This window comes from Pseudomonas sp. P4_C8 (assembly GCF_056401975.1).
Window position 1 is genome coordinate 1 of the sequence record NZ_JBFUIH010000065.1, and the last position, 20,488, is coordinate 20,488.

Sequence of the window (20,488 nt, forward strand, 5' to 3'; positions counted from 1 at the left end):
TGAGTCGAAAAGGCCAATGTTGGGATAACGCCCCGATGGAGCGTTTTTTTGGCAGCTTGAAGTCCGAGTGGGTGCCTGAAGAGGGCTACCACTCGGAATATGAGGCCCGAGTAGATATCAACCGATATGTGGCGCGCTACAACAATGTAAGGCGCCACAGCTACAACGGTTACCACTCGCCGGTAGCGGCAGAAAAGATGGCGGCGTGAGAACCGAAAACAATGTCCAAAATTACTGGACCAGATCAGCTCGGCTCCTACAAGGTCTGCATTGGGGCTTATTGCACCGGCAGGAAGTTCAGGAACAGCAGGCTCTGCGCGTAGTTCAAGCCGATGCGTCGGTAGCGCTCGTCCAGCATCTGCGTCAGCAAGTCCAGCCGGGCAACGATTTTGCCGAATTCCACGGCAAAACTCAGGTTGCTGCCCTCCTCCGAGATCTCATTGGAGAACAGCAACGGTTCGCCTTGTTTGTTTTGCCGTTGACTGAGAATCCACGTGGCTATCTCGATGTTACGCGCGGCATTGCTGACGAACGTCGGGTTGAGCGCATCCGTCATGTAGAACTCCAGACGATTGCCGTGAGCGGTCACCAACATGCTACCGATGGCATAAATGAAGGCACCGACCCGGTCACCGAGAAACTCCGGGCTCATGGCATACCTGAGCGCCGCCAGGTCTTTTTTGCCGCCGAGGGTGGGCAGTGGCTGTTGCTCTTCGATGGCCATACGCACTTGCTTTCCGGCCGTTCGGGCGTCGAGGAAGCCGGATTTTTTCAGCTCATCGGGGTTGCGCAGGTAGAGCTTGCTCATCAGCAAGTAGAGGCTGTCGAGGTTGTCACGCATCGCCAGCGTGGCCATGCGATCAACGCTGGTCTGGAGAAATTCCTGGGGGCGGCCTTCGCGGAACTGGCTGACGATGTCGCTGCCCTGCTGCTGACTGCAACCGGTGACAAAGAGCATCGCCAGACAAGCCAGGAGCAAGCAACGGCGGAGAATCGGTGGGGGGATTCGGGGTAAAACTCGAGCCATGGGTTCTTGAACTTGGGCATGGGCCAACGGTGGGGATCGCCGCCGGCTGCCCAAGCATAGAGCCACCAAAGGCAAAAAAGTGCGGTGCCGGTGGTCCGTGAACACGCTGACCAAGCCCTGAAAGCTGATATTTTGTCTTGTTTGCTATCATCAGGTATCTGCCGCTCCGAGGAACAACGACGTAATTTTGCTGCCAATCCAGTATTCACCGAGTCACAGGGAGGAGGTTTGCATGCGCACGCTCGAATTGGCTGGCGTCACCGTACCGGTCATCGGCCAGGGCACTTGGCGTATGGGTGAGGATCCCTCGGCGTACGCGCGTGAAGTCTCGGCCCTGCGCCTTGGCATCGAGTTGGGCATGACGCTGATCGATACGGCTGAAATGTACGCAGAAGGCGGTGCCGAGGAAGTCGTCGCTGAAGCCATTACCGGTTTGCGCGACAAGGTCTTTCTGGTCAGCAAGGTCTACCCTCACAACGCCAGCTGCCAAGGTATTCCCCAGGCCTGCGAGCGCAGCCTTCGGCGTTTGAAGACCGATTACATCGATTTGTACCTGCTGCACTGGCGCGGCCAGTATCCCCTGGAGGAAACCGTTGAAGCCTTCGAGCGCCTGCGTGAAGATGGCAAGATTGGTCGTTGGGGCGTGTCCAATTTCGATATGGACGACCTGCACGAACTGAACTCACCGGCCTGCGCCACCAATCAGGTGATGTATAACCTGGAAGAGCGCGGCATCGAATTTGATTTGCTGCCCTGGAGTCAACAGCATCGGCAGCCATTAATGGCGTATTGTCCAATCGGTCAGGGCGGAGAAATGCTCGCCCATCCAGCGCTTGAAAAGATTGCCGCCCGTCACGGGGTGACACCGGCTCAGGTCGCGCTGGCATGGATTCTGCGGCAGGCAGGTGTGATTGCCATCCCCAAAGCGGTCAAACCTGAACATCTACAATTGAATGCACAATCCCCGCAGCTGCAGCTCGATCCCGGGGATCTGGAGGCGCTGGACCACGCGTTTCACGCGCCACAACGCAAACAGCGATTGGCCATGGTCTGAGCCATCGCCGTATTGGCAGAGGGTTTCTGCATGAGAAGCACCGATCAGCTCGATGCTTTTAACTTGCCACGTTTCGTTCAGGCTCAAGAACCGGTCTTTGAGTGGGTCCAGGAAGAACTGATTGCCGGTAAAAAACGCCGCCACTGGATGTGGTTCATCTTTCCGCAACTCGCCGGCTTGGGCGGGAGCGAGATGTCCCGATACTTTGCCATACGCTCCAAAGAGGAAGCCGCGGCGTATCTGGAGCATCCGCTGCTGGGTCCACGGCTGCACACGTGCACGCAATTGGTCCTGAACGTCAAACAGCGCTCGATCGCCGAGATTTTCGGTCATCCCGATGACCTCAAGTTTCACTCGTCAATGACGCTGTTTGCCCAGGTCTCCCCCGAAAACAGCCTTTTCCATCGAGCCCTTGAGCAGTATTTCCACGGCATACGGGATGACTGGACGCTGTCGTTGCTGGACTTAAAACAGGCCCAATTGCCCACCAATCAGGGTTGAGAAATCGTCGTCCACAAACGGCAAGATCGCGTCCGCCACCGGTTGCAGTTGCCGGGTGACATAGTGGTCGTAGTCGATGGGGGCGCTGCGAATCTCCAGCGGCTCGGGGCCGGCGACGGTGATCACGTAGCTGATCCAGCCGCCGTTCTGGTACTGACGCGGACGGCCCTGCCGGTCGTTGAACTCATCGGCGATGCGCGCGGCACGCACGTGGGGCGGTACGTTGCGCTCGTAGTCGTCGAGGGTGCGGCGCAGACGCTTGCGGTAGATCAGACGGTCGTCGAACTCGCCGGCCAGGGTCTTTTGCACGTAATCGCGTACGTAATCCAGATAAGGCTTGCGGTGGAAGATCCGCGAGTACAGCTCTTGCTGAAATTGCCGGGCCAGCGGTGACCAATCGGTGCGCACGGTTTCCAGGCCTTTGTAGACCATTTCATCAGTGCCATCGGCGCGGGTGACCAGGCCGGCGTAACGCTTCTTGCTGCCCTCCTCCGCGCCACGGATGGTCGGCATCAGGAAGCGTTTGTAGTGGGTTTCGAACTGCAACTCCAAGGCGCTTTCCAGCCCGTATTCCTCTCGCACGTGTTCGCGCCACCATTGGTTGACGTGGTCCACCAATGCATGACCGATCCGCGCGGCCTCCTCTTGACCGTGGGCACGGCGCAGCCAGACGAACGTGGAGTCGGTATCGCCGTAAATCACCGTGTGGCCCTGGGCTTCGATCAGCTGTCGGGTGCGCAGCATGATTTCGTGGCCGCGCAAGGTGATGGACGATGCCAAACGTGTGTCGAAGAAACGACAGCCGCTGGAGCCAAGTACGCCGTAGAAGGCATTCATGATGATCTTCAGCGCCTGTGACAGCGGCGCGTTGTGTTCGCGCTTGGCGGTTTCGCGGCCTTCGGCCACCCTGGCGACGATGGCCGGCAGGCAATGCCGGGTTCTGGAAAAGCGCGCCCCGCGAAAACCCGGTACAGAGTCGCTGTCATCGGGATGCTGCAAACCTTCGATCAGCCCGACCGGATCGATCAGGAAGGTGCGGATGATCGACGGATAAAGGCTTTTGTAGTCGAGTACCAGCACCGACTCGTACAGGCCCGGTTGCGAGTCCATGACAAACCCGCCCGGGCTGGCCTGCGGTGACTTGCCGCCCAGGTTCGGCGCCACAAAGCCCTGGCGGTGCATCAGCGGCATGTAAAGGTGGGTGAACGCCGCCACCGACCCACCGCTGCGATCCGCCGGTAAACCAGTGACGCTGGCGCGTTCCAGCAAAAATTTCAGCAGTTCGGTCTTGGCGAAAATCCGTGTCACCAGCTCGCAATCTTTGAGGTTGTACGTGGCGAGTGCCGGTTTGTCTTCGGCGAACATGCGGTTGATTTCGTCCATGCGCTGGTACGGCGTGCTGATGGCCTTGCCCTCGCCCAACAAGGTTTGCGCGACGTTCTCCAGACTGAACGAGGGAAAGTTCCAGGTCGCCGAACGCAAGGATTCAATGCCGTCGATGATCAATCGCCCCGCTGCGGCAGCGAAGTAATGAGTGCGGCTACCGTGTTCGCGCCACTGCATCTCTTCACCACCGCGCCCAAGCTTGAGCGGTACCGCCAGGCGCCGGGCGTGTTCATGCAGTACGCGCAGGTCGAACTGCACGACGTTCCAGCCGATGATCGCGTCGGGGTCGTGGCGGGCAAACCATTCGTTGAGTTTTTTCAGCAGCACGGTTCGCGAGTCGCAGTATTCGAGCTGGAAATCCACCTCGCTGGCGTCGCCATTGGGTGGCCCGAGCATGTACACCTGGCGCTCGCCGCAGCCTTCCAGGGCGATGGAGTACAACTCGCCCTGAGCGGTGGTTTCGATGTCCAGCGAGACCAGCCGCAGGTTGGGCCGATAGGCTGGATCGGGTTTCATCTGCGCGTCTAGCAGCAGCCCCTCGCCATTGGGCGTACCGCCAAAGATCACCGGCGCCGTGATGAACCGCTCCATCATGTAGCGCTCCGGTGGGCGAACGTCGCCCTCGAACATCTCGACCCCGGCCTTGCGCAGCGCGGTTTCCAGGCGCATCAACTGACCGTGCTGCTGGCAATACAGGCCGAGCACCGGGCGGTGCTCGAAATCCACAAGGGCCAAGGGCTTGAGCTCGACGTTTTTCTCGCCGTGCAACACCTGTTGCGCTTGCTCGCGCTGGACCGCCGGAATGAACGCCACCGACGGTTGATGAGGCAGGCGGATACGCCGGGGACCGGTGTCAGTCGCCAGCCAGAACTCGACTTCCGTACCGGCAGGGGTGTCGCGCCAATGCCGGGTCAGGACGAAGCCCTGCTGTAAATCCACCACTGCAACCTCACGTATTGATTCAGGCTGCAATTCTACGCGTCATCAAGGGTCAGCGGGTCATGCACGCCACTTTCGACTTCTCTCTACGGTTTCCACGCGGTTTACTGAAGAAAAACCGCTGAATGGCGTTTTTTGAGTGTTATCTGCCGCTTTCTCCCTTGCCCTCAGCGCTTGGGTCTACGATTCTTCAAGAACAACGACAACACCCGAGAAGCCACCATGAAAACCGTCGCCCAACTGCTCAAGCTCAAAGATCAGAAGAATCAGGAAGTGCACCAGATCAAGCCTGATCACATGGTGCTGGAAGCGCTGATGAAGATGGCCGAGAAAAACGTCGGCGCCTTGCTGGTGGTGGAAAATGATGAAGTGCTGGGCATCATCAGTGAACGCGACTACGCACGCAAACTGGTGCTGCATGGCCGTTCTTCGGTGGGCACGCCGGTTCGCGACATCATGGTGTCCCCGGTCATCACCGTGGACACCCATCAAACCGTCGATACGTGCCTGGGCATCATGTCCGATCGCCGCCTGCGCCACCTGCCGGTGGTGGAAAACGGCAAGTTGATTGGCTTACTGTCCATCGGCGACCTGGTCAAGGAAGCCATTGCCGAACAGGCGGAATTGATTCGACAACTGGAGCAGTACATCCGCGGCGAATAACCCGTCCCCCCTGTAGGAGCCGGGCTTGCCCGCGATGGATTCAACTCGGTTCGACGTTTAACCGAGTCGCCTGCACCGCGGGCAAGCCCGGCTCCTACAAAAGCTTGTGATATTCGTTGTTCAGGCGGGCCAATGCCGGGCGAAGACCGGTGCCAATGTCGGGTGCCGGTCGATGCGTTCCAGCCACGCGAAAAAACCGGGTCGGGCGCTGCGTAAATGCTCCCGACTACCGGCCCATCTGGACACCACCGCCGCCAGCACATCCAGTGCGCCCGGCGCCTCATCGCCCAGATACAGCTCACCGGAAAACTGATCGGCAAACACCTCCCAGCTCCAGTGCAATCGCGCGCGGGCGCCGGCCATGAGATTTTGCCTGGAAACCTCATCTGTCTCGGCCAGCCAGCGTTCGGGGTAATCGATAATGCCGATGGCCACGTAGCAATTGCTGACGATGTACGCCAGGCCCCGGATCGCCTGATCGCGGTCAGCGGGCAGTTTCGGTAACAGATTCGACTTGGGAAAGGTCAACCCGAGATGAATCAGAATCGCCGCGCTTTCCGTGAGAACGCTGCCATCGGGCAGTTGCAGCGTCGGAATCTGCTTGAGCCGGTTGAGTTTCTCCAGTGTCTGGGCTGCCTCCGAGGACAACTCGACGTCGATAAAGCGGTAAGGGATGTCACACAGCTCCAGCGCCGCTTCTATCGCCGCCGCGCCAGAGTTCTGGTGTCCATAAAGCTGATACATGGTGCGGCCTCCTGGCGAGACAAGAATGGGGTCATTAGCGGCGTCATCTGCTGGTTACGCTCCCAGTGTAGAAGCGCCGGCTGACCCCATCCGTGCCATCCGACGACTGAACCATCAAGCCCGCTCGGGGCGACTCACATCGTCTATCAATACCGTCGATGTTCACCATCACATCAATGAAGTTCTCATAAAAATTCCTCGGCGTAACATCCGCTCCATACCAACCAATCACACCCCGGAGCACACCATCATGAAACGCCAAACCCTTCTCAGCATTGCTTTCTCGGTTTTCGCAGTTAACGCTTTTGCCGCTACCTCTGCTCAGCCTGTGGTCGCTGAAGGCGGCTCGGATCGTCTGATTGAAAGCCGTGTGGCTGAAGGGGGTTCGGATCGTCTGATCGAGAATCGCGTAGCCGCTGATGGTTCCGACCGACTGATCGAAAACCGTGTAGCCGCTGATGGCTCTGACCGACTGATGCAGAACCGCGTTGCCGAAGGTGGCTCCGACCGTCTGATCGAAAGCCGCGCGGTATAAATGAAGGGTTTTACCGCAGTACTCGATGAAAAACCCGGCCTGACCCGCCGGGTTTTTTTATGCCTGTTTTTTGAATCGGGTCACTTGCCAGCCCGCACCATGCAACGCTGATAACGCTCATCGACCCGTTTGGCGAACCACGCGGTGGTGAGTTTGCGGGTGATTTTCGGGCTTTGCAGTTCGATTCCCGGCAACACTGCGCGAGGCAATGGCCGGCCCTCGGCTTGATCGGCCAACGTGAACACTCGCTGGTAGAGTTCGGTCTCCTCGAACTTGAGACTTTTGCCCTCCTCCAATTGATTGCGAATAGTGATATTGCGCAGGCCCAGCTGCTTGCCAAGGCTTCGCACTGCCAGTTCGGTGGTGCCGGGCATGATCGAGTCATAGCGCACCAGATCGCCATCCAGCGCCAACGGGCTGCCTGATACCCGACTAAGCGCATTCTGAAACGCCGCATTGCGGCTGGCATACCAACCGGCATTGAAGTCAGCGAAACGATACAACGGTTCTGTGTAGCTCACCGGGTAACCGAGCAAGTGGGCAATGCCGAAGTACATGCCGCCGCGTCGAGTGAACACTTCATGACGGATTGAACCGTTCACCGGATACGGGTAACTGCGCGTTTGCTGTTCGGCAAAATCGATGCTGACCTGCATAGGCCCACCGGTGTGCACCGGGTTGAAGCCACCGAACAGGGTCTTGCCCATCGGCACCATGCCAATGAAGTCATCGAAAATCGCGCTGAGTTCCTTTTCACTGCGCGCCGCGTTGAGACGGTCGCTGTAACTTTTGCCATTGGGTGATTTCACCTGGAGCGCACCACTGATCAACAGGCTGGGGATGTGGACTTTCGCGGCGCGGCGGTCGATTTCCTCCCGAGCGATCTTGCCCAGGCCCGCCACAGGTGGGTCGACCTGGAACGTGGATTCCTGCTCGGTAACGGCGAGTACCGAGCACAGGTTTTGCGTGGATGGGTAAATGTTCTGCGCGGCGAATGCGGCGTAGATGTCCGTGGCCCAGCCTTGGCGATCCGTGGTGTTGGCCGGCAGCAGGCGCACGATCTCGGCCTTGACCTCGGCGGGCTTGCGCTCGGGCGGTTCCTGCGTGCGCTGAGTGCCGCAACCGGCCAGCAGCAACAGCGCCGCGACGCCGGTGATCAATTGATTGGCTTGCATGGTGCTCCATCAAATCCGTTGAGCCGGGTTAACCATACGACCAATGGCATGGCGCAGGCTATGACTCCGGTCGCCGCGCCCTGTTCCATCATCCCGCCTGCCGGGTGCATTTTCCGTTGGGCAGTCAGCCTGCCTGTGCTTTGCGACTGGACCATACTTGAGCCAGGCACCGAGGAGGACAGGCTGATGAATCGAAGCGACGTACTGATCGTCGGCGCCGGCCCGACCGGGCTGGTACTGGCGCTGTGGTTGAGCAAACTGGGGATCCGCGTGCGGATTCTCGACAAGACCTCAGCCCCCGGCACCACCTCGCGGGCACTCGCGGTCCAGGCGCGGACGCTGGAGCTGTATCGCCAGCTCGACCTCAGCGAGGCCGTGGTGCAAAACGGTCATCGCGTGGCGGCGGCAAATTTCTGGGTCAAAGGCGAACCAGTGGCGCGTTTGCCCCTGAGCCGCATTGGCGAGGGTCTGACGCCTTACGCCTTCCTCGAAATCTACCCACAGGACGAGCACGAACGGCTGCTGATAACACGCCTTGAAGCGTTCGGCATCCATGTGGAGCGCAACACTGAGCTGGAGTATTTCGAAGACACCGGCGCTGGCATCACCGTCCAACTGCGCTTGCCCGACGGTCAACAGGAAATCTGCCAGACCTGCTACCTGGCGGGTTGCGACGGCGCCCGGTCAGTCGTGCGCAAGACACTGGACACCGGGTTCCCTGGTGGGACCTATCAGCAGATTTTCTATGTTGCCGACGTACAAGCCAGCGGGCCGACCTTCAATGGCGAATTGCACGTGGACCTTGATGAAGCAGACTTCCTCGCCGTGTTTCCACTCGGCGATACGGGCCGCGCCCGGTTGATCGGCACGGTGCGCGACGAGCGCGCAGACCAGGCTGAAACCCTGCGCTTTGAAGATGTCAGCAGCCGGGCCATTGAACACTTGAACGTGCAGATCGAACAGGTGAACTGGTTCTCGACCTATCGCGTGCATCACCGGGTCGCCGATCACTTTCGCACCGGGCGAGCATTTTTATTGGGCGACGCGGCGCACGTTCACAGCCCGGCCGGTGGTCAGGGCATGAACACCGGGATTGGTGACGCCATTAACCTTGCGTGGAAATTCGCGGCGGTGTTGAGTGGTGGCGCCGAAGAGAGACTGCTCGACACCTACGAAACCGAACGCATCGCCTTTGCCCGCAAACTGGTCGCCACCACCGACCGGGTGTTCACCTTCGTCACCGCCGAAGGGCGCATGGCCGATGTGTTGCGTACACGGCTGGCACCGTTTTTGATCCCAAAAATGGCTTCGTTCGAGACGTCCCGCGAGTTCCTGTTTCGCACTGTCTCGCAGATCACCCTGAACTACCGTGGCATGCCATTGAGCACGGGCGTCGCCGGGCACGTTCACGGCGGCGATCGCCTGCCCTGGGCGCATGACGGCGAAGGCGACAACTTTGAATCGCTGAGGAATCCGAACTGGCAGGTGCACGTCTATGGCGACACAAGCGACGAAATGATCGCCTGGTGCGCCGAGCATCACCTGCCGTTGCAGGTGTTCGAATGGCGGCCGGCGTTTGAAGCGGCGGGGTTGGGTCGTAACGGGTTTTACCTGTTGCGACCGGATACATATGTGGCGATTGCCGAGACGTGTTCCGATCCGAAAGTGATTGAGCGGTATTTCAGGGATCACGGGATTCGGCCCTACTTCGGCGCTCCCTGACTCAACACGGTGAAGTGTAGGAGCTGGCTTGCCAGCGAAGACGGCGGCACAGTCAACATTTCTGTGGCTGACCCACCGTCTTCGCGGGCAAGCCCGCTCCTACAGGGATTATGTGTTGGGGGTTAGATCCCGGCCAGGGCCAGGTCCATCGCGAAGTAGGTGAAGATCAAATCCGCCCCCGCCCGCTTGATCGCCCCGAGGCTTTCACGCACCACTCGATCCTCATCAATCGCCCCCGCTTGCGCTGCGAATTTGATCATCGCGTACTCGCCGCTGACCTGATACGCCGACAGCGGCAAACGCGAAACCTCGCGGATGTCGCGGATGATGTCCAGGTACGCGCCGGCCGGCTTGACCATCAGCGCGTCAGCGCCTTCCTGTTCGTCCATCAGCGATTCGCGGACCGCTTCGCGGCGATTCATCGGGTTCATTTGATAGCTTTTGCGATCGCCCTTGAGCGCGCTGCCGCCGGCTTCACGGAACGGGCCGTAGAGCGCCGAAGCAAATTTGGTCGAATAGGCCATGATCGCCGTCTGACTGAAACCTGCGTCATCCAGCGCCCGACGAATCGCCTGGACCTGCCCGTCCATGGCCGCCGACGGGGCAATCACATCGGCGCCCGCCCGTGCCGCCGCCACGGCTTGTTTGCCGAGGTTGATCAGGGTCTGGTCGTTATCGACTTCGTGGTTGTGCATTACGCCGCAATGACCGTGGTCGGTGTATTCGCAGAAGCAGGTATCGGACATCACTATCATCTCCGGCACGGCATCCTTGGCGATTCGCGACATGCGCGACACCAGCCCGTTGTCGCTCCAGGTGTCGCTACCGCTGCTGTCCAGATGATGCGACACGCCGAAAGTCATCACCGACTTGATGCCGGCGCGGGCGTAGCGCTCGATCTCGCCGGCCAGTTTCGACTCTGGAATGCGCATCACGCCGGGCATGCTGTTGATCGGCACGAAATCGTCGATCTCTTCCTCGACAAAAATCGGCAGCACCAGATCGTTCAGGCTGAACTCGGTTTCCTGGAACAGGCTGCGCAGGCTCGCATTGCGGCGCAGACGGCGTGGACGTGCTTCGGGGAACTGACTGGACATGGGCATTCCTGAAAAACGGAGGACAAGACGAACGTCGTAGGAGGCGAAGCTTATGCCCTGCAAGGCGTAAGGCACAAACCTCAAGCGCGGAAAAAACCCTTACCGGCTCGGCAATAATCCCCAGCCCCAACACAGAATCCTGTGGGAGCGAGCCTGCTCGCGATAGCGGTGTGTCTGTCACGTTGATGGTGGATGTGCTACCGCCATCGCGAGCAGGCTCGCTCCCACAGGTTTAGATCTCACACAGGCTTAAAGCGTCACGGTGCCGCTGATGCAGGTCACCACTGAGCCGCCAATCCAGATTTCATCGCCCACTTGATCCACCTGAATGCGCCCCGCCCGGCCCATCGTCAGGCCCTGGCTGACCACATAGGACGCTGGCGCCAGCCCCTCAGCGAGCAACCATTGCGCAATCCCGGCGTTCAAACTGCCGGTGGCCGGGTCTTCCGGCATGCCGTCCCCGGAGATGAAGGCCCGTACTTCGAACTGTGCGTCATCGCCATCACGCTCGGGATTCCACGGCGCGATCACGCCGACCGCCAGGCCAAGCATCTGCGAATGATCCGGTTGCAAGTCCAACACCTGCTGGCGGTCCTCGACCATGACCGCCAACCAGCCAGCACCGTTATCCACCCACTGCGACCGGACAATCGCGCCGACTTCCAGACCAAGCCCGCGGCGCACGCGTTCCACCAATTCGACGTCCACCGGCCCGTTGTTGATCAGGGGTGGCGCGAGAAACGCCAGTTCCGCGCCTTGTCGGCGGACCCGTACCAGCCCGACGCCGCACTCCTGAATGATCTCTTCGCCCTTGGGCACACCACCCGCCTCAAGCCATGCATGGCAGGTGCCCAGCGTCGGATGACCGGCGAACGGCAACTCGTTCAGGGTGGTGAAGATCCGCACGCGGTAATCGGCGCGCGGATCGCGCGGCTCCAGCACAAACGTGGTTTCACTGAGGTTGGTCCAGGTGGCGAACGCGGCCATGCGTTCGTCACTGAGCTCGTCCGCGCCGAACACCACCGCCAATGGATTGCCCTTGAGGGCGACGCGACTGAAGACATCTACTTGTTTGAAATCAAATGAACGCATGATCTTCCTTGTTCGTGAAGCAATCTATTTAGGAATTTCCAGACCGCGCATCACCGCCGCTCGCGCCAGGAAGCGCTCCAGCACGCGCGTGACGTTCTTGAAGTCCTTGATGCCCACCAGATCGCCGGCCTCATAGAAGCCGATCAGGTTACGCACCCACGGGAACGTCGCGATGTCGGCGATGGTGTAGCGCTCGCCCATGATCCAGTCGCGCCCTTCAAGGCGTCCATCCAAAACCTTTAACAAACGTTTACTTTCATCGACGTAACGGTCGCGGGGCCGTTTGTCCTCGTAGTCCTTGCCGGCAAATTTGTTGAAAAAACCGAGCTGACCGAACATCGGCCCGATGCCGCCCATTTGAAACATCAGCCATTGAATCGTCTCGTAACGCGCTGCCGACTCCTGAGCCAGCAGTTGCCCGCTCTTGTCGGCGAGGTAAATCAGAATCGCCCCGGACTCGAACAATGGCAGGGGTTTGTCGTCAGGACCGTGGGGGTCGAGGATCGCCGGGATTTTGTTGTTGGGGTTCAGTGACAGAAATTCGGGCGACATCTGGTCATTGGTATCGAAGCCTACCCGATGCGATTCGTAGGGCAGTCCGATCTCTTCAAGCATGATCGACACCTTGACGCCATTGGGGGTCGGCAAGGAGTAAAGCTGGATCCAGTCAGGGTATTGAGCCGGCCATTTTTGGGTAATCGGGAACGCAGACAGATCGGTCATCGGGAACATCCATCGCCAAAAGAAAGGGTTGAGCATAATCCAGGATCGCCGGTTTCAGGTTGCTATCTTTGGGGGCTATCGAAACCGCTGATGAACACGATCAATAGATCTCAGCCTTTTCCAGTGCCTTAAAGTGTAATGTGTCCACAAAGTCGCAACATTTTGTCGATAACCTGGGCTGCAACCCGTTCAAGGTTGTCGATACAGTGCTGCTCACTCGTCGGACGCGAACCAAATGGGCTTCAGAGGACTCTGAGCAATGCCCTTTCGGACACGGACCGGCTCAACGACATGGAAAACACCCGAAGCAGAGAGCTTGTGGTGTAAAGGTTTGTCAGCCTTAACTAATGCGCTGAAGATCACCAATGACCAACCTTTTGAGATTCGCTAAACGCTTCAAGCACCATGCGTTTGTACTTCTGCCCGCGGTGCTGGTGGCGAGCGCATTGTTTGTGACGCTGCAGTCCCGCGAAAGCCGCGCCCAACAGGTAAACGGCACTCAGACACTGGTGTTCCTGCGTCACGCGGAAAAACCCGCCGGCGGTCTGGGCCAGCTCAATTGCCAGGGCCTCAACCGCGCCATCGACCTGGCCACCTTGTTGCCGGAAAAATTCGGCAAGGCCAACTACGTGTTTGCCGCCAACCCGACGCGCAATGTCGAGGAAGGCGAACTGGACAATTCGTACAGCTACATCCGCCCCTTGATGACCATCAGCCCCAGCGCGATCAAGCTCGGTTTGCCGGTGAACATCAACTTCTCGGTCAACGACACCAGCGACCTGGCGGACGAATTGCTGCAGGACAAGTACCACAACTCCGTTATCTACACCGCCTGGTCCCATGGCTACCTGCCAGAGTTGATCAACGAGGTCGCTGGAGAAGCCGTCGGCAAGAAACAGAGCATCACCGAGGACTGGGAGTCCAGCGACTACGATTCGGTGTACGTGCTGACCCTGACCTGGCGCAACGGCAAGGCCAGCCTCGTCAGTCATAGTTACAAGCAAGGGCTGGATAACGGATCGCAGACGTGTCCGACCTAAGCGGTCGGCAACATCCCACAAGCGGTGAGGACCACGGCAGTCGAGGGGCGGGCTATCATGTATCCATCTTTCCCTTGTCTGGACACTTTCCATGTCACTCTCTTCCGCAGCTGTCCCCGCCCGGGGTTGGTCGTTCTGGTGGAAACCCGCCCTGTTCGTCCTGGTCGCCTGTATCGGCCTCTATTACGTCAAGTGGTCGCCCTACTACCTGAAAGCCTTCATCGCCGCTGACAACCACAGCATCGGCGCCTCCATCCTCAACGACGAACAAACCGCCCCGCTGGCCGCCGCCCTGACGTACGCCAAGGTGTATTTCCTGGCGATCTGGAAAGCGGCCGTACTGGCGGTGATTCTCGGCTCCCTCCTGCAAGTACTGATTCCTCGAGACTGGCTGTTGCGTCTGTTCGGTCGCGCCAGCTTCGCTTCGACTTTGCGCGGCGGCCTGTTCGCCCTGCCGGGGATGATGTGCTCATGCTGCGCCGCCCCGGTGGCTGCCAGCATGCGTCGCTCGAATGTCTCGGTCGGCGCGGCGCTGGCCTTCTGGATCGGCAACCCTGTGCTCAACCCGGCGACCCTGGTGTTCATGGGGTTCGTGCTGGGCTGGGGGTTCACCGCGTTGCGCCTGGTCGCCGGGATAGTGCTGGTGTTCGGCGTGTCGATGGTCGCCCAGCGTATATCCGGTCCGGAAATATTGCCTGAAGCCGCCGTCGAGGCGGTGGCCGAAGTCAGTGAAAAGGATACGCAGCCGTTCCTGACTCGCTGGGCCAAAACCCTGTGGCAATTGTTCTGGAGCACCATCCCGATCTACATCCTGGCGGTATTGGTGCTGGGCGCAGTGCGGGTCTGGGTGTTCCCGCATATTGACGGGGCCATGGCCAACGGCTTGTTGTGGCTGGTGCCGCTGGCGATCATCGGTACGCTATTTGTGATTCCTACCGCCGCTGAAATCCCGATCGTGCAAACCATGATGACCCTGGGCATGGGTACCGCCCCGGCCGTGGCGTTGCTGATGACCCTGCCGAGTATCAGCCTGCCGTCGCTGCTGATGCTGCGCAAGGATTTCGATGCTCGGGTGCTGGTGAGCGTGGCGCTGATGACCATGGGGGTTGGTGTGGTTAGTGGGTTGGTCGGGGCTGCTTTGCTCTAGGATTTGTAGCGCCTGTAAGGGCCCCTTCGCGAGCAGGCTCGCTCCCACAGTTGATCTTCAGTGAACACAGTTTTTGTGTACTACCAAGATCCAGTGTGGGAGCGAGCCTCCTCGCGAAGGGGCCGGCAAAGACAACCTCATTCCCGCTGGTTGACCCGCGCCCGCAGGTATTCAAGGACAGCCGCCTTCTCCCCGGCAAACTCAATCCGCGTACCTTTCTTCTCCCGCTGAAACGCATACATCGGGTCGTAATACTCGCGAAGCAGCCCTTCGATCCAGCCACGGTGCAAGTCCACCGCACCGCTTCGGCCCTGCTCTGCCAAGGCCTCTTCCATCAAGATCAGCATCCGCCGATGGCGTTCACCGCCCAGACGCTTCTGAACGTTGTTCAGGCTTTCCAGCAAGCGCTCGGAAAACCGCGCAAATCCTTCCTCGCCATGCACACCAATGAATTCGGCACACAGGTCCACCACGTAGTCGCGCAGAATCCTCTCGACGCGTCCTTCAAGGCTGTCTTCCAGCCAAACCATCGGAAACTGCTGCATGCCCTGATACAGCGGCAACGGCAAGGCGCAACTGCCGACTGCCCGGCTCTCGTCTTCCAGCACAAACTGCTCGATGCCGTGGGCGCGTTTCTTCAGTACATCCACTGCCAAACGGTTTTCAAAATCGATGTTGGTCGGTTGCCCCGTCGCGCGTTTGCCAAAGCTGGAGCCGCGATGATTGGCGTGGCCTTCAAGGTCGACTCCGTTGTTCAACTGCGTGAGCACTTCGGTCTTGCCGGTGCCGGTCATGCCGCCCAGCAAGACAAAATCGCACTGGGTGACCGCTTGATCGAGCGTGTCGAGCAAGAACGTGCGCATGGCCTTGTAGCCGCCACCGACCCGGGGATAGTCAATGCCGGCCTCGTCCTTGAGCCATTGCTGGACGATCTGCGAACGCAAACCGCCGCGAAAACAATACAAATAACCCTCGGGGTGCGCCCGGGCAAAATCGGCCCAGGCCTGGATGCGCTCAGCCTTGATCTCGCCGGACACCAGTTGATGCCCCAGCGTGATGGCCGCCTGCTGACCTTGTTGCTTGTAGCAGGTGCCGATGCGCTGGCGCTCGCTGTCATTCATCAGCGGCAAGTTGACCACGCCGGGGAATGAACCCTTGCTGAATTCCACCGGGGCGCGGGCGTCCAACATCGGCCGGTCGTTGAGAAAGATGTCGCGGTAATCGGTGAAGTCGATCGACATCAAAGCACCTCAACCGCGTGTGTCTGTCGCTCAACCAGTTCACCGATCGGTTCAAGTGTCAGACCCAGTTCGGCCGCCACGGCGAGGAACTGTTCATTGCCCTCGGGCGTGACCGCAATCAACAGACCACCACTGGTCTGCGGATCGCACAGCACGCGCTTGTGTAGTTCCTGAAGCCGCCCCAGTTTGCTGGCGTAGCTGTCGAAGTTGCGCAGCGTCCCGCCCGGCACGCAGCCTTGGTCGAGGTAGTACTCGACACCCGGCAGACGCGGTACGCGGTTGTATTCGATGCGGGCGGTCAGTTTGCTGCCGTCGGCCATTTCCACCAGATGCCCCAGCAGACCAAACCCGGTGACGTCGGTCATTGCGGTCACGCCGTCGAGCTTGCCGAAACGGCTGCCGGGTTTGTTCAGGGTACACATCCAGTCGCGGGCCAGGCCGATGTCGGCAGTGCGCAACTTGCCTTTCTTCTCGGCGGTGGTGAGGATGCCGATGCCCAGCGGCTTGGTCAGATAGAGCAGGCAACCGGCCGTGGCTGTGTCATTGCGCTTCATGTGGCGCTTTTCCACCAGCCCGGTCACCGCCAGGCCGAAGATCGGCTCCGGCGCATCGATGGAGTGCCCACCCGCCAGTGGAATCCCGGCCTCATCGCAGACCGAACGTCCGCCGCGAATCACTTCCCGGGCAACTTCCGGCGCCAGCACATTGACCGGCCAGCCGAGGATCGCAATCGCCATCAGCGGATCGCCGCCCATGGCGTAGATATCGCTGATGGCATTGGTGGCGGCGATGCGGCCGAAATCGAACGGGTCGTCGACGATGGGCATAAAGAAGTCCGTGGTCGAGACCACGCCGCGCTCTTCATCAATGGCGTACACCGCCGCGTCATCGCGCGAGGCATTGCCCACCCAGAGTTTCGGGTCCAGGTTCTGCGCCCCGCTACCGGTCAGAATCACCTCCAGCACCTGGGGGGAAATCTTGCAGCCACAACCTGCGCCGTGGCTGTATTGGGTCAGACGAATCGGCTCGCTCATGGGGTGCACCTTATGGGATCAATGCGGCCGATTCTAGCAGAGCATGGCCGGTGCAAGGCGCGGGCTTTGCGGGTTGCTGACAGTCCGCCATCGCGAGCAGGCTCACTCCCACATTGGATTTCGGTCATACACAAAATCTGTGTTCACTGAAGATCCAATGTGGGAGTGAGCCTGCTCGCGATGGGGCCGGCACAACCAACATCAGTGTCAGCTATGGCAATAGAATCACCTTGTCACCGGCCCCCTGATTCACTTCGGCATAACGCTCCAGGCCTTCCGCCAACGGCGATTCAAACAACCCCTCGGGCAACGGCAACAAGCCCTGATCGAAGAACTGGCCAAACTGATCAAGCATCGCCGCGCACGCTTGAACCCCGTACAGCAACGAGTTGATCCCCACCACCGAGCCACCCTTGCGATACAGCGCCAGTGCCGGCAGTTGCACCATGCCGTCCACCGGCGCGGCGATGATGGCGATGCGGCCGAAGGTTGCCAGTGCTGGGACCGAGGCCGGCAGCCAGAACCCGGTGGTGTCGAAGATCACGTCAGCGCCGCCGGCATACACAGCGTTCACCTGGACGCCCAAATCCTCAGGCTTATCCAGCTGCAATGTCTGATAGCCCTGAGCCTGCAACGCCTTGACCTGCTCCGGTCGCCGCGCCGCCGCCAGCACCTGAGCACCGCGAACCTTGGCCAGCGCCAACGCCGCACTGCCCACCGCCCCGCCGCCGATCACCAACAGTCGCGTTTGCGCGGTCACCAGGCTGCGCTCCAACGCATCCCACGCCGTGGTGTAGGGCACGCCGAGGCTGGCGGCCTGGGCGAAACTCAGATGGGTCGGTTTGAGCGCCACGCCGTTGGCCGGCAGTTTGACGAATTGCGCATGGGAGCCGTCGGCAAAGAACCCCAGTTCACGCCCGGTGCCCCAGACTTCCTGGCCGATCAATGCCTGCGGGCCTTCAACCACGATACCGGCAAAATCCCGACCGGGGATCCGTGGCAACGTGGTGTAGGGAAAACGTCCCAGCACGTTCTTCACATCGCTGGGGTTGAGGCCGGCGGCCTTGATCTGCACCAACACTTCATCGGCGCCGGCAACAGGGGTGGGCACGTCAACGTAGCGCAAGGCCGAGAGGTCGCCGGTTTGGTCGAACTGCAATGCTTTCATGAGCGTTTCCAATGAATAAATAAACGGTTCAGGAGATCCAGCCAGCCACCAGTTGCCGGCCCATGGGCCACAACTGTTCGCCGGACAGCATGCCGAGCAGCCCGACCAGCGCGATGGCCGGTGGTGCGGGGGAACGAAAATCCAGCGCGCCGTAGAGCAAACCGACGCCCAGACCGATAACCAGCGAGATGAAGTAGCTCATGGCGGACTCCGTGGGCAATTGTGATAGGCCCAAAGTCTAGTGGGAGGTCGCGCCGGGCATCGGCCAAGTGCTTCTGCTTTTCGGCCAAAGTGCTAATGCTGGACGCAAGGCATCCTGTGCCGCTGACGAAGCCCTGTAGGAGCAAGCTTGCTCGCGAAGAGGGCGTCATGTTCAGCATCAATGTTGAATGAAAGACCGCCTTCGTCGGAACGACGCCCGGAGCAAGCTCGCTCCTACAGGGTTTCGTTATGGCTGGGAAACTGCGAAGGCGCGACGCCCAGCTCACGGCGAAACATGTCACTGAAGCTGCTCGGCGAATAGCCCAGCTCGCGGGCGATCGCGCTGACCGGCACGCCCTGAATCAACTCAGCCACCGCCGTCGCCAGTTGCACCTGTCGCCGCCACTCGGCGAAGCCCATGCCCAGACCGTCCTTGAACAACCGCGCCAGGGTACGCACGCTGGCACCGGCGTTTTGCGCGTGTTGTTCGAAGGGAATGTCCAGTGATGGCGCGGCCATGACCGCCTGACACAGGTTCATCAGGCGTCGGTCGGAATCATCCGGCAGGGGGATTTTCAGCTCGGATCGCTTGGCACGCCGCAGCTCCAGCAGTGCCAGGCCGACCAGCGCTTCGTAATACTCGGGCGCGCCGTCGTTGCCCTGTTCGACCAAGCCGACGATCAATTCACGCAGCAAGCCGCCGACTTCGATGACTTGGACCGTGTCGTCCAGCGTCGCGGCAAGGGACGGCCGCAGGTAGATGTTGCGCATCTGCAAGTCCGAGACCACGCGAATCCCATGCGGTACGCCCGGTGGCAGCCACACCGCCCGTTGCGGCGGCACCACCAGTGCCTCATGGGGCGTTTCGACCCACATCACCCCGCTCATCGCATACAGCAACTGGCCCCAGACATGCTCGTGCGGTTCAATAAACAGACCGCGCGGATAGGTGCGCGCCAGCGGTTGCACGGGCACATCGGTGTCACTCAGGTCGGGAGGCGCGGCAAGGGCCATGGGGCAGCAATCATTGAGGTTGACAGGCCTTGCATGGTAACCAGCCGAACGCCTTGTCGCCACTGGCCGCCACCGCCTGAAAATCAGAGTGAATTTTCCGCGCCCCCAACGATCCCTCTATTACCACAGGGAGGAATACGGGCTTTATGAACAACGAAAAACTTTTCGTCATTGAATACACCCTTCGTGGCGTTCCCAAGTCATTCATCATCCGCCTGGACAAGATGGACAACGCGCAGGCTTGGCATTGGGCGAGTTGCGACGCCGGAGTGGGCAGGATCCCGCGATTTGGCCGGGAGAAGGTGCAAAAGACCAGCAAACCGATGGCGGAAAAGTTCGGCGTCGAAAATGTGACGTGGCGACCGGCGAGTTAAAAAAGTCGAGTCCGATCATTTAAGAAACAACACGATCCGTAGCAGCTGGCGCAGCCTGCGCCAGCTGCTACAAAGTGCGTGCCCGATCAGGCTCCACTTGGTCGCGATGCACTACTTGGTATCAGCACACTTGCAGCCCTTGCTGGAGCATTCTTCGCCATGTTCATGGTGCTTGGCGCAGGCTTCGCAGCAATAGTGTTTGCCGTGGCGCGCGATGGGATGCTCGCCCAGCTTGCATGAGCATTTGGGGCAATCGCAGATACTGTCACTGCTGATCATGGGTCAGACTCCATTGGTGTGGTCGTCGGGGTGCCGCTAACGCGGCCCGTCTTACCAGTGTAGGAGTTTGTTTCAAGCCTGCCGGGTGCTGTTGCGATACATAAACACCAACGCCAACCCCAGGCACACCATCGCCACGATCCGGTTGTTCGACAAGTCGATGGCCGGATTGCCCAGCCAGCCGAAATTGTCGCTTTGGCGCGGTGCCGTACCGGGACAGCCGTAGCGGCAGGTTATCCCTGTGTGAGATTACCCTGTGGGAGCGAGCTTGCTCGCGATGAGGGTGGCACATTCAACAGTGAGGTTGGCTGTAACTCCGCTATCGCGAGCAG

General features: G+C 59.9%; 22 protein-coding genes and 1 pseudogene. 9 read left to right on the forward strand and 14 right to left on the reverse strand.

The window, feature by feature from the left end:
- Positions 1–209: integrase core domain-containing protein (locus tag AC1DWM_RS27485; protein WP_477794915.1), on the forward strand; the 209-nt coding region annotated here is incomplete at its 5' end.
- Positions 210–277: 68 nt separating this feature from the next.
- Here the strand turns inward: AC1DWM_RS27485 and AC1DWM_RS27490 are convergent.
- Positions 278–1,027, reverse strand: coding sequence for a hypothetical protein (locus tag AC1DWM_RS27490; protein WP_223518502.1), 750 nt, complete (start codon positions 1,025–1,027; stop codon positions 278–280).
- Positions 1,028–1,259: 232 nt separating this feature from the next.
- Between AC1DWM_RS27490 and AC1DWM_RS27495 the strand changes: the two genes are divergently transcribed.
- Positions 1,260–2,081 (forward strand): aldo/keto reductase, encoded by an 822-nt coding sequence (locus tag AC1DWM_RS27495; protein WP_477796629.1) that lies wholly within the window; start codon positions 1,260–1,262, stop codon positions 2,079–2,081.
- Between the two features lie 30 nt (positions 2,082–2,111).
- Positions 2,112–2,582 carry a DUF1810 domain-containing protein gene (locus AC1DWM_RS27500; RefSeq protein ID WP_223518504.1) on the forward strand — a complete coding sequence of 157 codons (471 nt, stop codon included), beginning with the start codon at positions 2,112–2,114 and terminating at the stop codon, positions 2,580–2,582.
- Here AC1DWM_RS27500 and AC1DWM_RS27505 read toward each other — a convergent pair.
- Entirely contained in the window at positions 2,547–4,907 is a 2,361-nt protein-coding gene (locus AC1DWM_RS27505; protein WP_223518506.1) for a DNA polymerase II, read from the reverse strand. The genes AC1DWM_RS27500 and AC1DWM_RS27505 overlap by 36 nt on opposite strands.
- A 222-nt stretch (positions 4,908–5,129) precedes the next feature.
- Between AC1DWM_RS27505 and AC1DWM_RS27510 the strand changes: the two genes are divergently transcribed.
- The gene (locus AC1DWM_RS27510; RefSeq protein WP_007944798.1) at positions 5,130–5,570 is read left to right on the forward strand and encodes a CBS domain-containing protein; all 441 of its coding nucleotides are present in this window, start codon (positions 5,130–5,132) and stop codon (positions 5,568–5,570) included.
- A 120-nt stretch (positions 5,571–5,690) separates the two neighbouring features.
- Here AC1DWM_RS27510 and AC1DWM_RS27515 read toward each other — a convergent pair whose 3' ends face one another.
- Positions 5,691–6,314 (reverse strand): glutathione S-transferase, encoded by a 624-nt coding sequence (locus AC1DWM_RS27515; RefSeq protein ID WP_223518508.1) that lies wholly within the window; start codon positions 6,312–6,314, stop codon positions 5,691–5,693.
- 250 nt (positions 6,315–6,564) lie between these two features.
- On the opposite strand from AC1DWM_RS27515, the gene AC1DWM_RS27520 reads away from it, so the two are divergent.
- Entirely contained in the window at positions 6,565–6,849 is a 285-nt protein-coding gene (locus AC1DWM_RS27520; RefSeq protein WP_477796630.1) for a hypothetical protein, read from the forward strand.
- Positions 6,850–6,929: 80 nt separating this feature from the next.
- Here the strand turns inward: AC1DWM_RS27520 and AC1DWM_RS27525 are convergent, their stop codons facing one another.
- Positions 6,930–8,024, reverse strand: coding sequence for a DUF1615 domain-containing protein (locus AC1DWM_RS27525; RefSeq protein ID WP_477796631.1), 1,095 nt, complete (start codon positions 8,022–8,024; stop codon positions 6,930–6,932).
- A gap of 186 nt (positions 8,025–8,210) precedes the next feature.
- Here AC1DWM_RS27525 and AC1DWM_RS27530 point away from each other — a divergent pair, with 186 nt between their 5' ends.
- Positions 8,211–9,746: an FAD-dependent oxidoreductase gene (locus tag AC1DWM_RS27530; RefSeq protein WP_223518512.1), complete on the forward strand. Its 1,536-nt coding sequence runs from the start codon at positions 8,211–8,213 to the stop codon at positions 9,744–9,746.
- Between the two features lie 122 nt (positions 9,747–9,868).
- Here AC1DWM_RS27530 and hemB read toward each other — a convergent pair whose 3' ends face one another.
- The 3 genes from hemB to AC1DWM_RS27545 form a co-directional block, all read right to left on the reverse strand.
- Positions 9,869–10,843 carry a porphobilinogen synthase gene (gene hemB, locus AC1DWM_RS27535; RefSeq protein ID WP_223518514.1) on the reverse strand — a complete coding sequence of 325 codons (975 nt, stop codon included), beginning with the start codon at positions 10,841–10,843 and terminating at the stop codon, positions 9,869–9,871.
- 249 nt (positions 10,844–11,092) lie between these two features.
- Complete coding sequence (locus AC1DWM_RS27540) at positions 11,093–11,935, reverse strand: PhzF family phenazine biosynthesis protein (protein ID WP_477796632.1); 843 nt, start codon at positions 11,933–11,935, stop codon at positions 11,093–11,095.
- Between the two features lie 24 nt (positions 11,936–11,959).
- Positions 11,960–12,658 (reverse strand): glutathione binding-like protein, encoded by a 699-nt coding sequence (locus AC1DWM_RS27545; RefSeq protein ID WP_223518516.1) that lies wholly within the window; start codon positions 12,656–12,658, stop codon positions 11,960–11,962.
- Positions 12,659–13,023: 365 nt separating this feature from the next.
- Between AC1DWM_RS27545 and AC1DWM_RS27550 the strand changes: the two genes are divergently transcribed.
- Together AC1DWM_RS27550 and AC1DWM_RS27555 are read left to right on the forward strand one after the other, a co-directional pair.
- Positions 13,024–13,698 carry a histidine phosphatase family protein gene (locus tag AC1DWM_RS27550; protein WP_223518518.1) on the forward strand — a complete coding sequence of 225 codons (675 nt, stop codon included), beginning with the start codon at positions 13,024–13,026 and terminating at the stop codon, positions 13,696–13,698.
- Positions 13,699–13,789: 91 nt separating this feature from the next.
- On the forward strand, positions 13,790–14,845 hold the full coding sequence (locus AC1DWM_RS27555) for a permease (protein ID WP_223518519.1): 1,056 nt from the start codon (positions 13,790–13,792) through the stop codon (positions 14,843–14,845).
- Positions 14,846–14,982: 137 nt separating this feature from the next.
- On the opposite strand, the gene mnmH is transcribed toward AC1DWM_RS27555, so the two are convergent.
- From mnmH to AC1DWM_RS27580, 5 genes are all read right to left on the reverse strand, one after another.
- Complete coding sequence (mnmH, locus tag AC1DWM_RS27560) at positions 14,983–16,086, reverse strand: tRNA 2-selenouridine(34) synthase MnmH (RefSeq protein WP_477796633.1); 1,104 nt, start codon at positions 16,084–16,086, stop codon at positions 14,983–14,985.
- Complete coding sequence (selD, locus tag AC1DWM_RS27565; protein ID WP_477796634.1) at positions 16,086–17,120, reverse strand: selenide, water dikinase SelD; 1,035 nt, start codon at positions 17,118–17,120, stop codon at positions 16,086–16,088. The genes mnmH and selD overlap by 1 nt, the downstream gene beginning before the upstream one ends.
- 211 nt (positions 17,121–17,331) lie before the next feature.
- Positions 17,332–18,288 (reverse strand): quinone oxidoreductase family protein, encoded by a 957-nt coding sequence (locus tag AC1DWM_RS27570; protein ID WP_477796635.1) that lies wholly within the window; start codon positions 18,286–18,288, stop codon positions 17,332–17,334.
- Positions 18,289–18,316: 28 nt separating this feature from the next.
- Positions 18,317–18,490, reverse strand: coding sequence for a DUF1427 family protein (locus tag AC1DWM_RS27575; RefSeq protein WP_223518524.1), 174 nt, complete (start codon positions 18,488–18,490; stop codon positions 18,317–18,319).
- Positions 18,491–18,723: 233 nt separating this feature from the next.
- Positions 18,724–19,503 carry an AraC family transcriptional regulator gene (locus AC1DWM_RS27580; protein WP_223518525.1) on the reverse strand — a complete coding sequence of 260 codons (780 nt, stop codon included), beginning with the start codon at positions 19,501–19,503 and terminating at the stop codon, positions 18,724–18,726.
- A 146-nt stretch (positions 19,504–19,649) separates the two neighbouring features.
- On the opposite strand from AC1DWM_RS27580, the gene AC1DWM_RS27585 reads away from it, so the two are divergent.
- Positions 19,650–19,877, forward strand: a complete 228-nt coding sequence (locus AC1DWM_RS27585) for a DUF6555 family protein (RefSeq protein WP_477796636.1) — start codon at positions 19,650–19,652, stop codon at positions 19,875–19,877.
- A 111-nt stretch (positions 19,878–19,988) separates the two neighbouring features.
- Here the strand turns inward: AC1DWM_RS27585 and AC1DWM_RS27590 are convergent, their stop codons facing one another.
- Together AC1DWM_RS27590 and AC1DWM_RS27595 are read right to left on the reverse strand one after the other, a co-directional pair.
- Positions 19,989–20,156 (reverse strand): metallothionein, encoded by a 168-nt coding sequence (locus tag AC1DWM_RS27590; RefSeq protein WP_223518529.1) that lies wholly within the window; start codon positions 20,154–20,156, stop codon positions 19,989–19,991.
- Between the two features lie 72 nt (positions 20,157–20,228).
- A pseudogene (locus AC1DWM_RS27595) lies at positions 20,229–20,348 on the reverse strand (DMT family transporter); the annotation flags it as partial.
- Positions 20,349–20,488 lie beyond the last annotated feature (140 nt).

Bases quoted from the DNA above. Each gene is read 5' to 3' on its own strand.
- AC1DWM_RS27510 (WP_007944798.1), top strand. From the start codon at position 5,130: ATGAAAACCGTCGCCCAACTGCTCAAGCTCAAAGATCAGAAGAATCAG.
- AC1DWM_RS27545 (WP_223518516.1), bottom strand. From the start codon at position 12,658: ATGACCGATCTGTCTGCGTTCCCGATTACCCAAAAATGGCCGGCTCAA.
- AC1DWM_RS27520 (WP_477796630.1), top strand. From the start codon at position 6,565: ATGAAACGCCAAACCCTTCTCAGCATTGCTTTCTCGGTTTTCGCAGTT.
- AC1DWM_RS27495 (WP_477796629.1), top strand. From the start codon at position 1,260: ATGCGCACGCTCGAATTGGCTGGCGTCACCGTACCGGTCATCGGCCAG.
- AC1DWM_RS27515 (WP_223518508.1), bottom strand. From the start codon at position 6,314: ATGTATCAGCTTTATGGACACCAGAACTCTGGCGCGGCGGCGATAGAA.
- AC1DWM_RS27555 (WP_223518519.1), top strand. From the start codon at position 13,790: ATGTCACTCTCTTCCGCAGCTGTCCCCGCCCGGGGTTGGTCGTTCTGG.
- AC1DWM_RS27540 (WP_477796632.1), bottom strand. From the start codon at position 11,935: ATGCGTTCATTTGATTTCAAACAAGTAGATGTCTTCAGTCGCGTCGCC.
- AC1DWM_RS27570 (WP_477796635.1), bottom strand. From the start codon at position 18,288: ATGAAAGCATTGCAGTTCGACCAAACCGGCGACCTCTCGGCCTTGCGC.
- AC1DWM_RS27580 (WP_223518525.1), bottom strand. From the start codon at position 19,503: ATGGCCCTTGCCGCGCCTCCCGACCTGAGTGACACCGATGTGCCCGTG.
- AC1DWM_RS27550 (WP_223518518.1), top strand. From the start codon at position 13,024: ATGACCAACCTTTTGAGATTCGCTAAACGCTTCAAGCACCATGCGTTT.
- AC1DWM_RS27530 (WP_223518512.1), top strand. From the start codon at position 8,211: ATGAATCGAAGCGACGTACTGATCGTCGGCGCCGGCCCGACCGGGCTG.
- mnmH (WP_477796633.1), bottom strand. From the start codon at position 16,086: ATGTCGATCGACTTCACCGATTACCGCGACATCTTTCTCAACGACCGG.
- selD (WP_477796634.1), bottom strand. From the start codon at position 17,120: ATGAGCGAGCCGATTCGTCTGACCCAATACAGCCACGGCGCAGGTTGT.
- AC1DWM_RS27575 (WP_223518524.1), bottom strand. From the start codon at position 18,490: ATGAGCTACTTCATCTCGCTGGTTATCGGTCTGGGCGTCGGTTTGCTC.
- hemB (WP_223518514.1), bottom strand. From the start codon at position 10,843: ATGTCCAGTCAGTTCCCCGAAGCACGTCCACGCCGTCTGCGCCGCAAT.
- AC1DWM_RS27500 (WP_223518504.1), top strand. From the start codon at position 2,112: ATGAGAAGCACCGATCAGCTCGATGCTTTTAACTTGCCACGTTTCGTT.
- AC1DWM_RS27585 (WP_477796636.1), top strand. From the start codon at position 19,650: ATGAACAACGAAAAACTTTTCGTCATTGAATACACCCTTCGTGGCGTT.
- AC1DWM_RS27525 (WP_477796631.1), bottom strand. From the start codon at position 8,024: ATGCAAGCCAATCAATTGATCACCGGCGTCGCGGCGCTGTTGCTGCTG.
- AC1DWM_RS27490 (WP_223518502.1), bottom strand. From the start codon at position 1,027: ATGGCTCGAGTTTTACCCCGAATCCCCCCACCGATTCTCCGCCGTTGC.
- AC1DWM_RS27590 (WP_223518529.1), bottom strand. From the start codon at position 20,156: ATGATCAGCAGTGACAGTATCTGCGATTGCCCCAAATGCTCATGCAAG.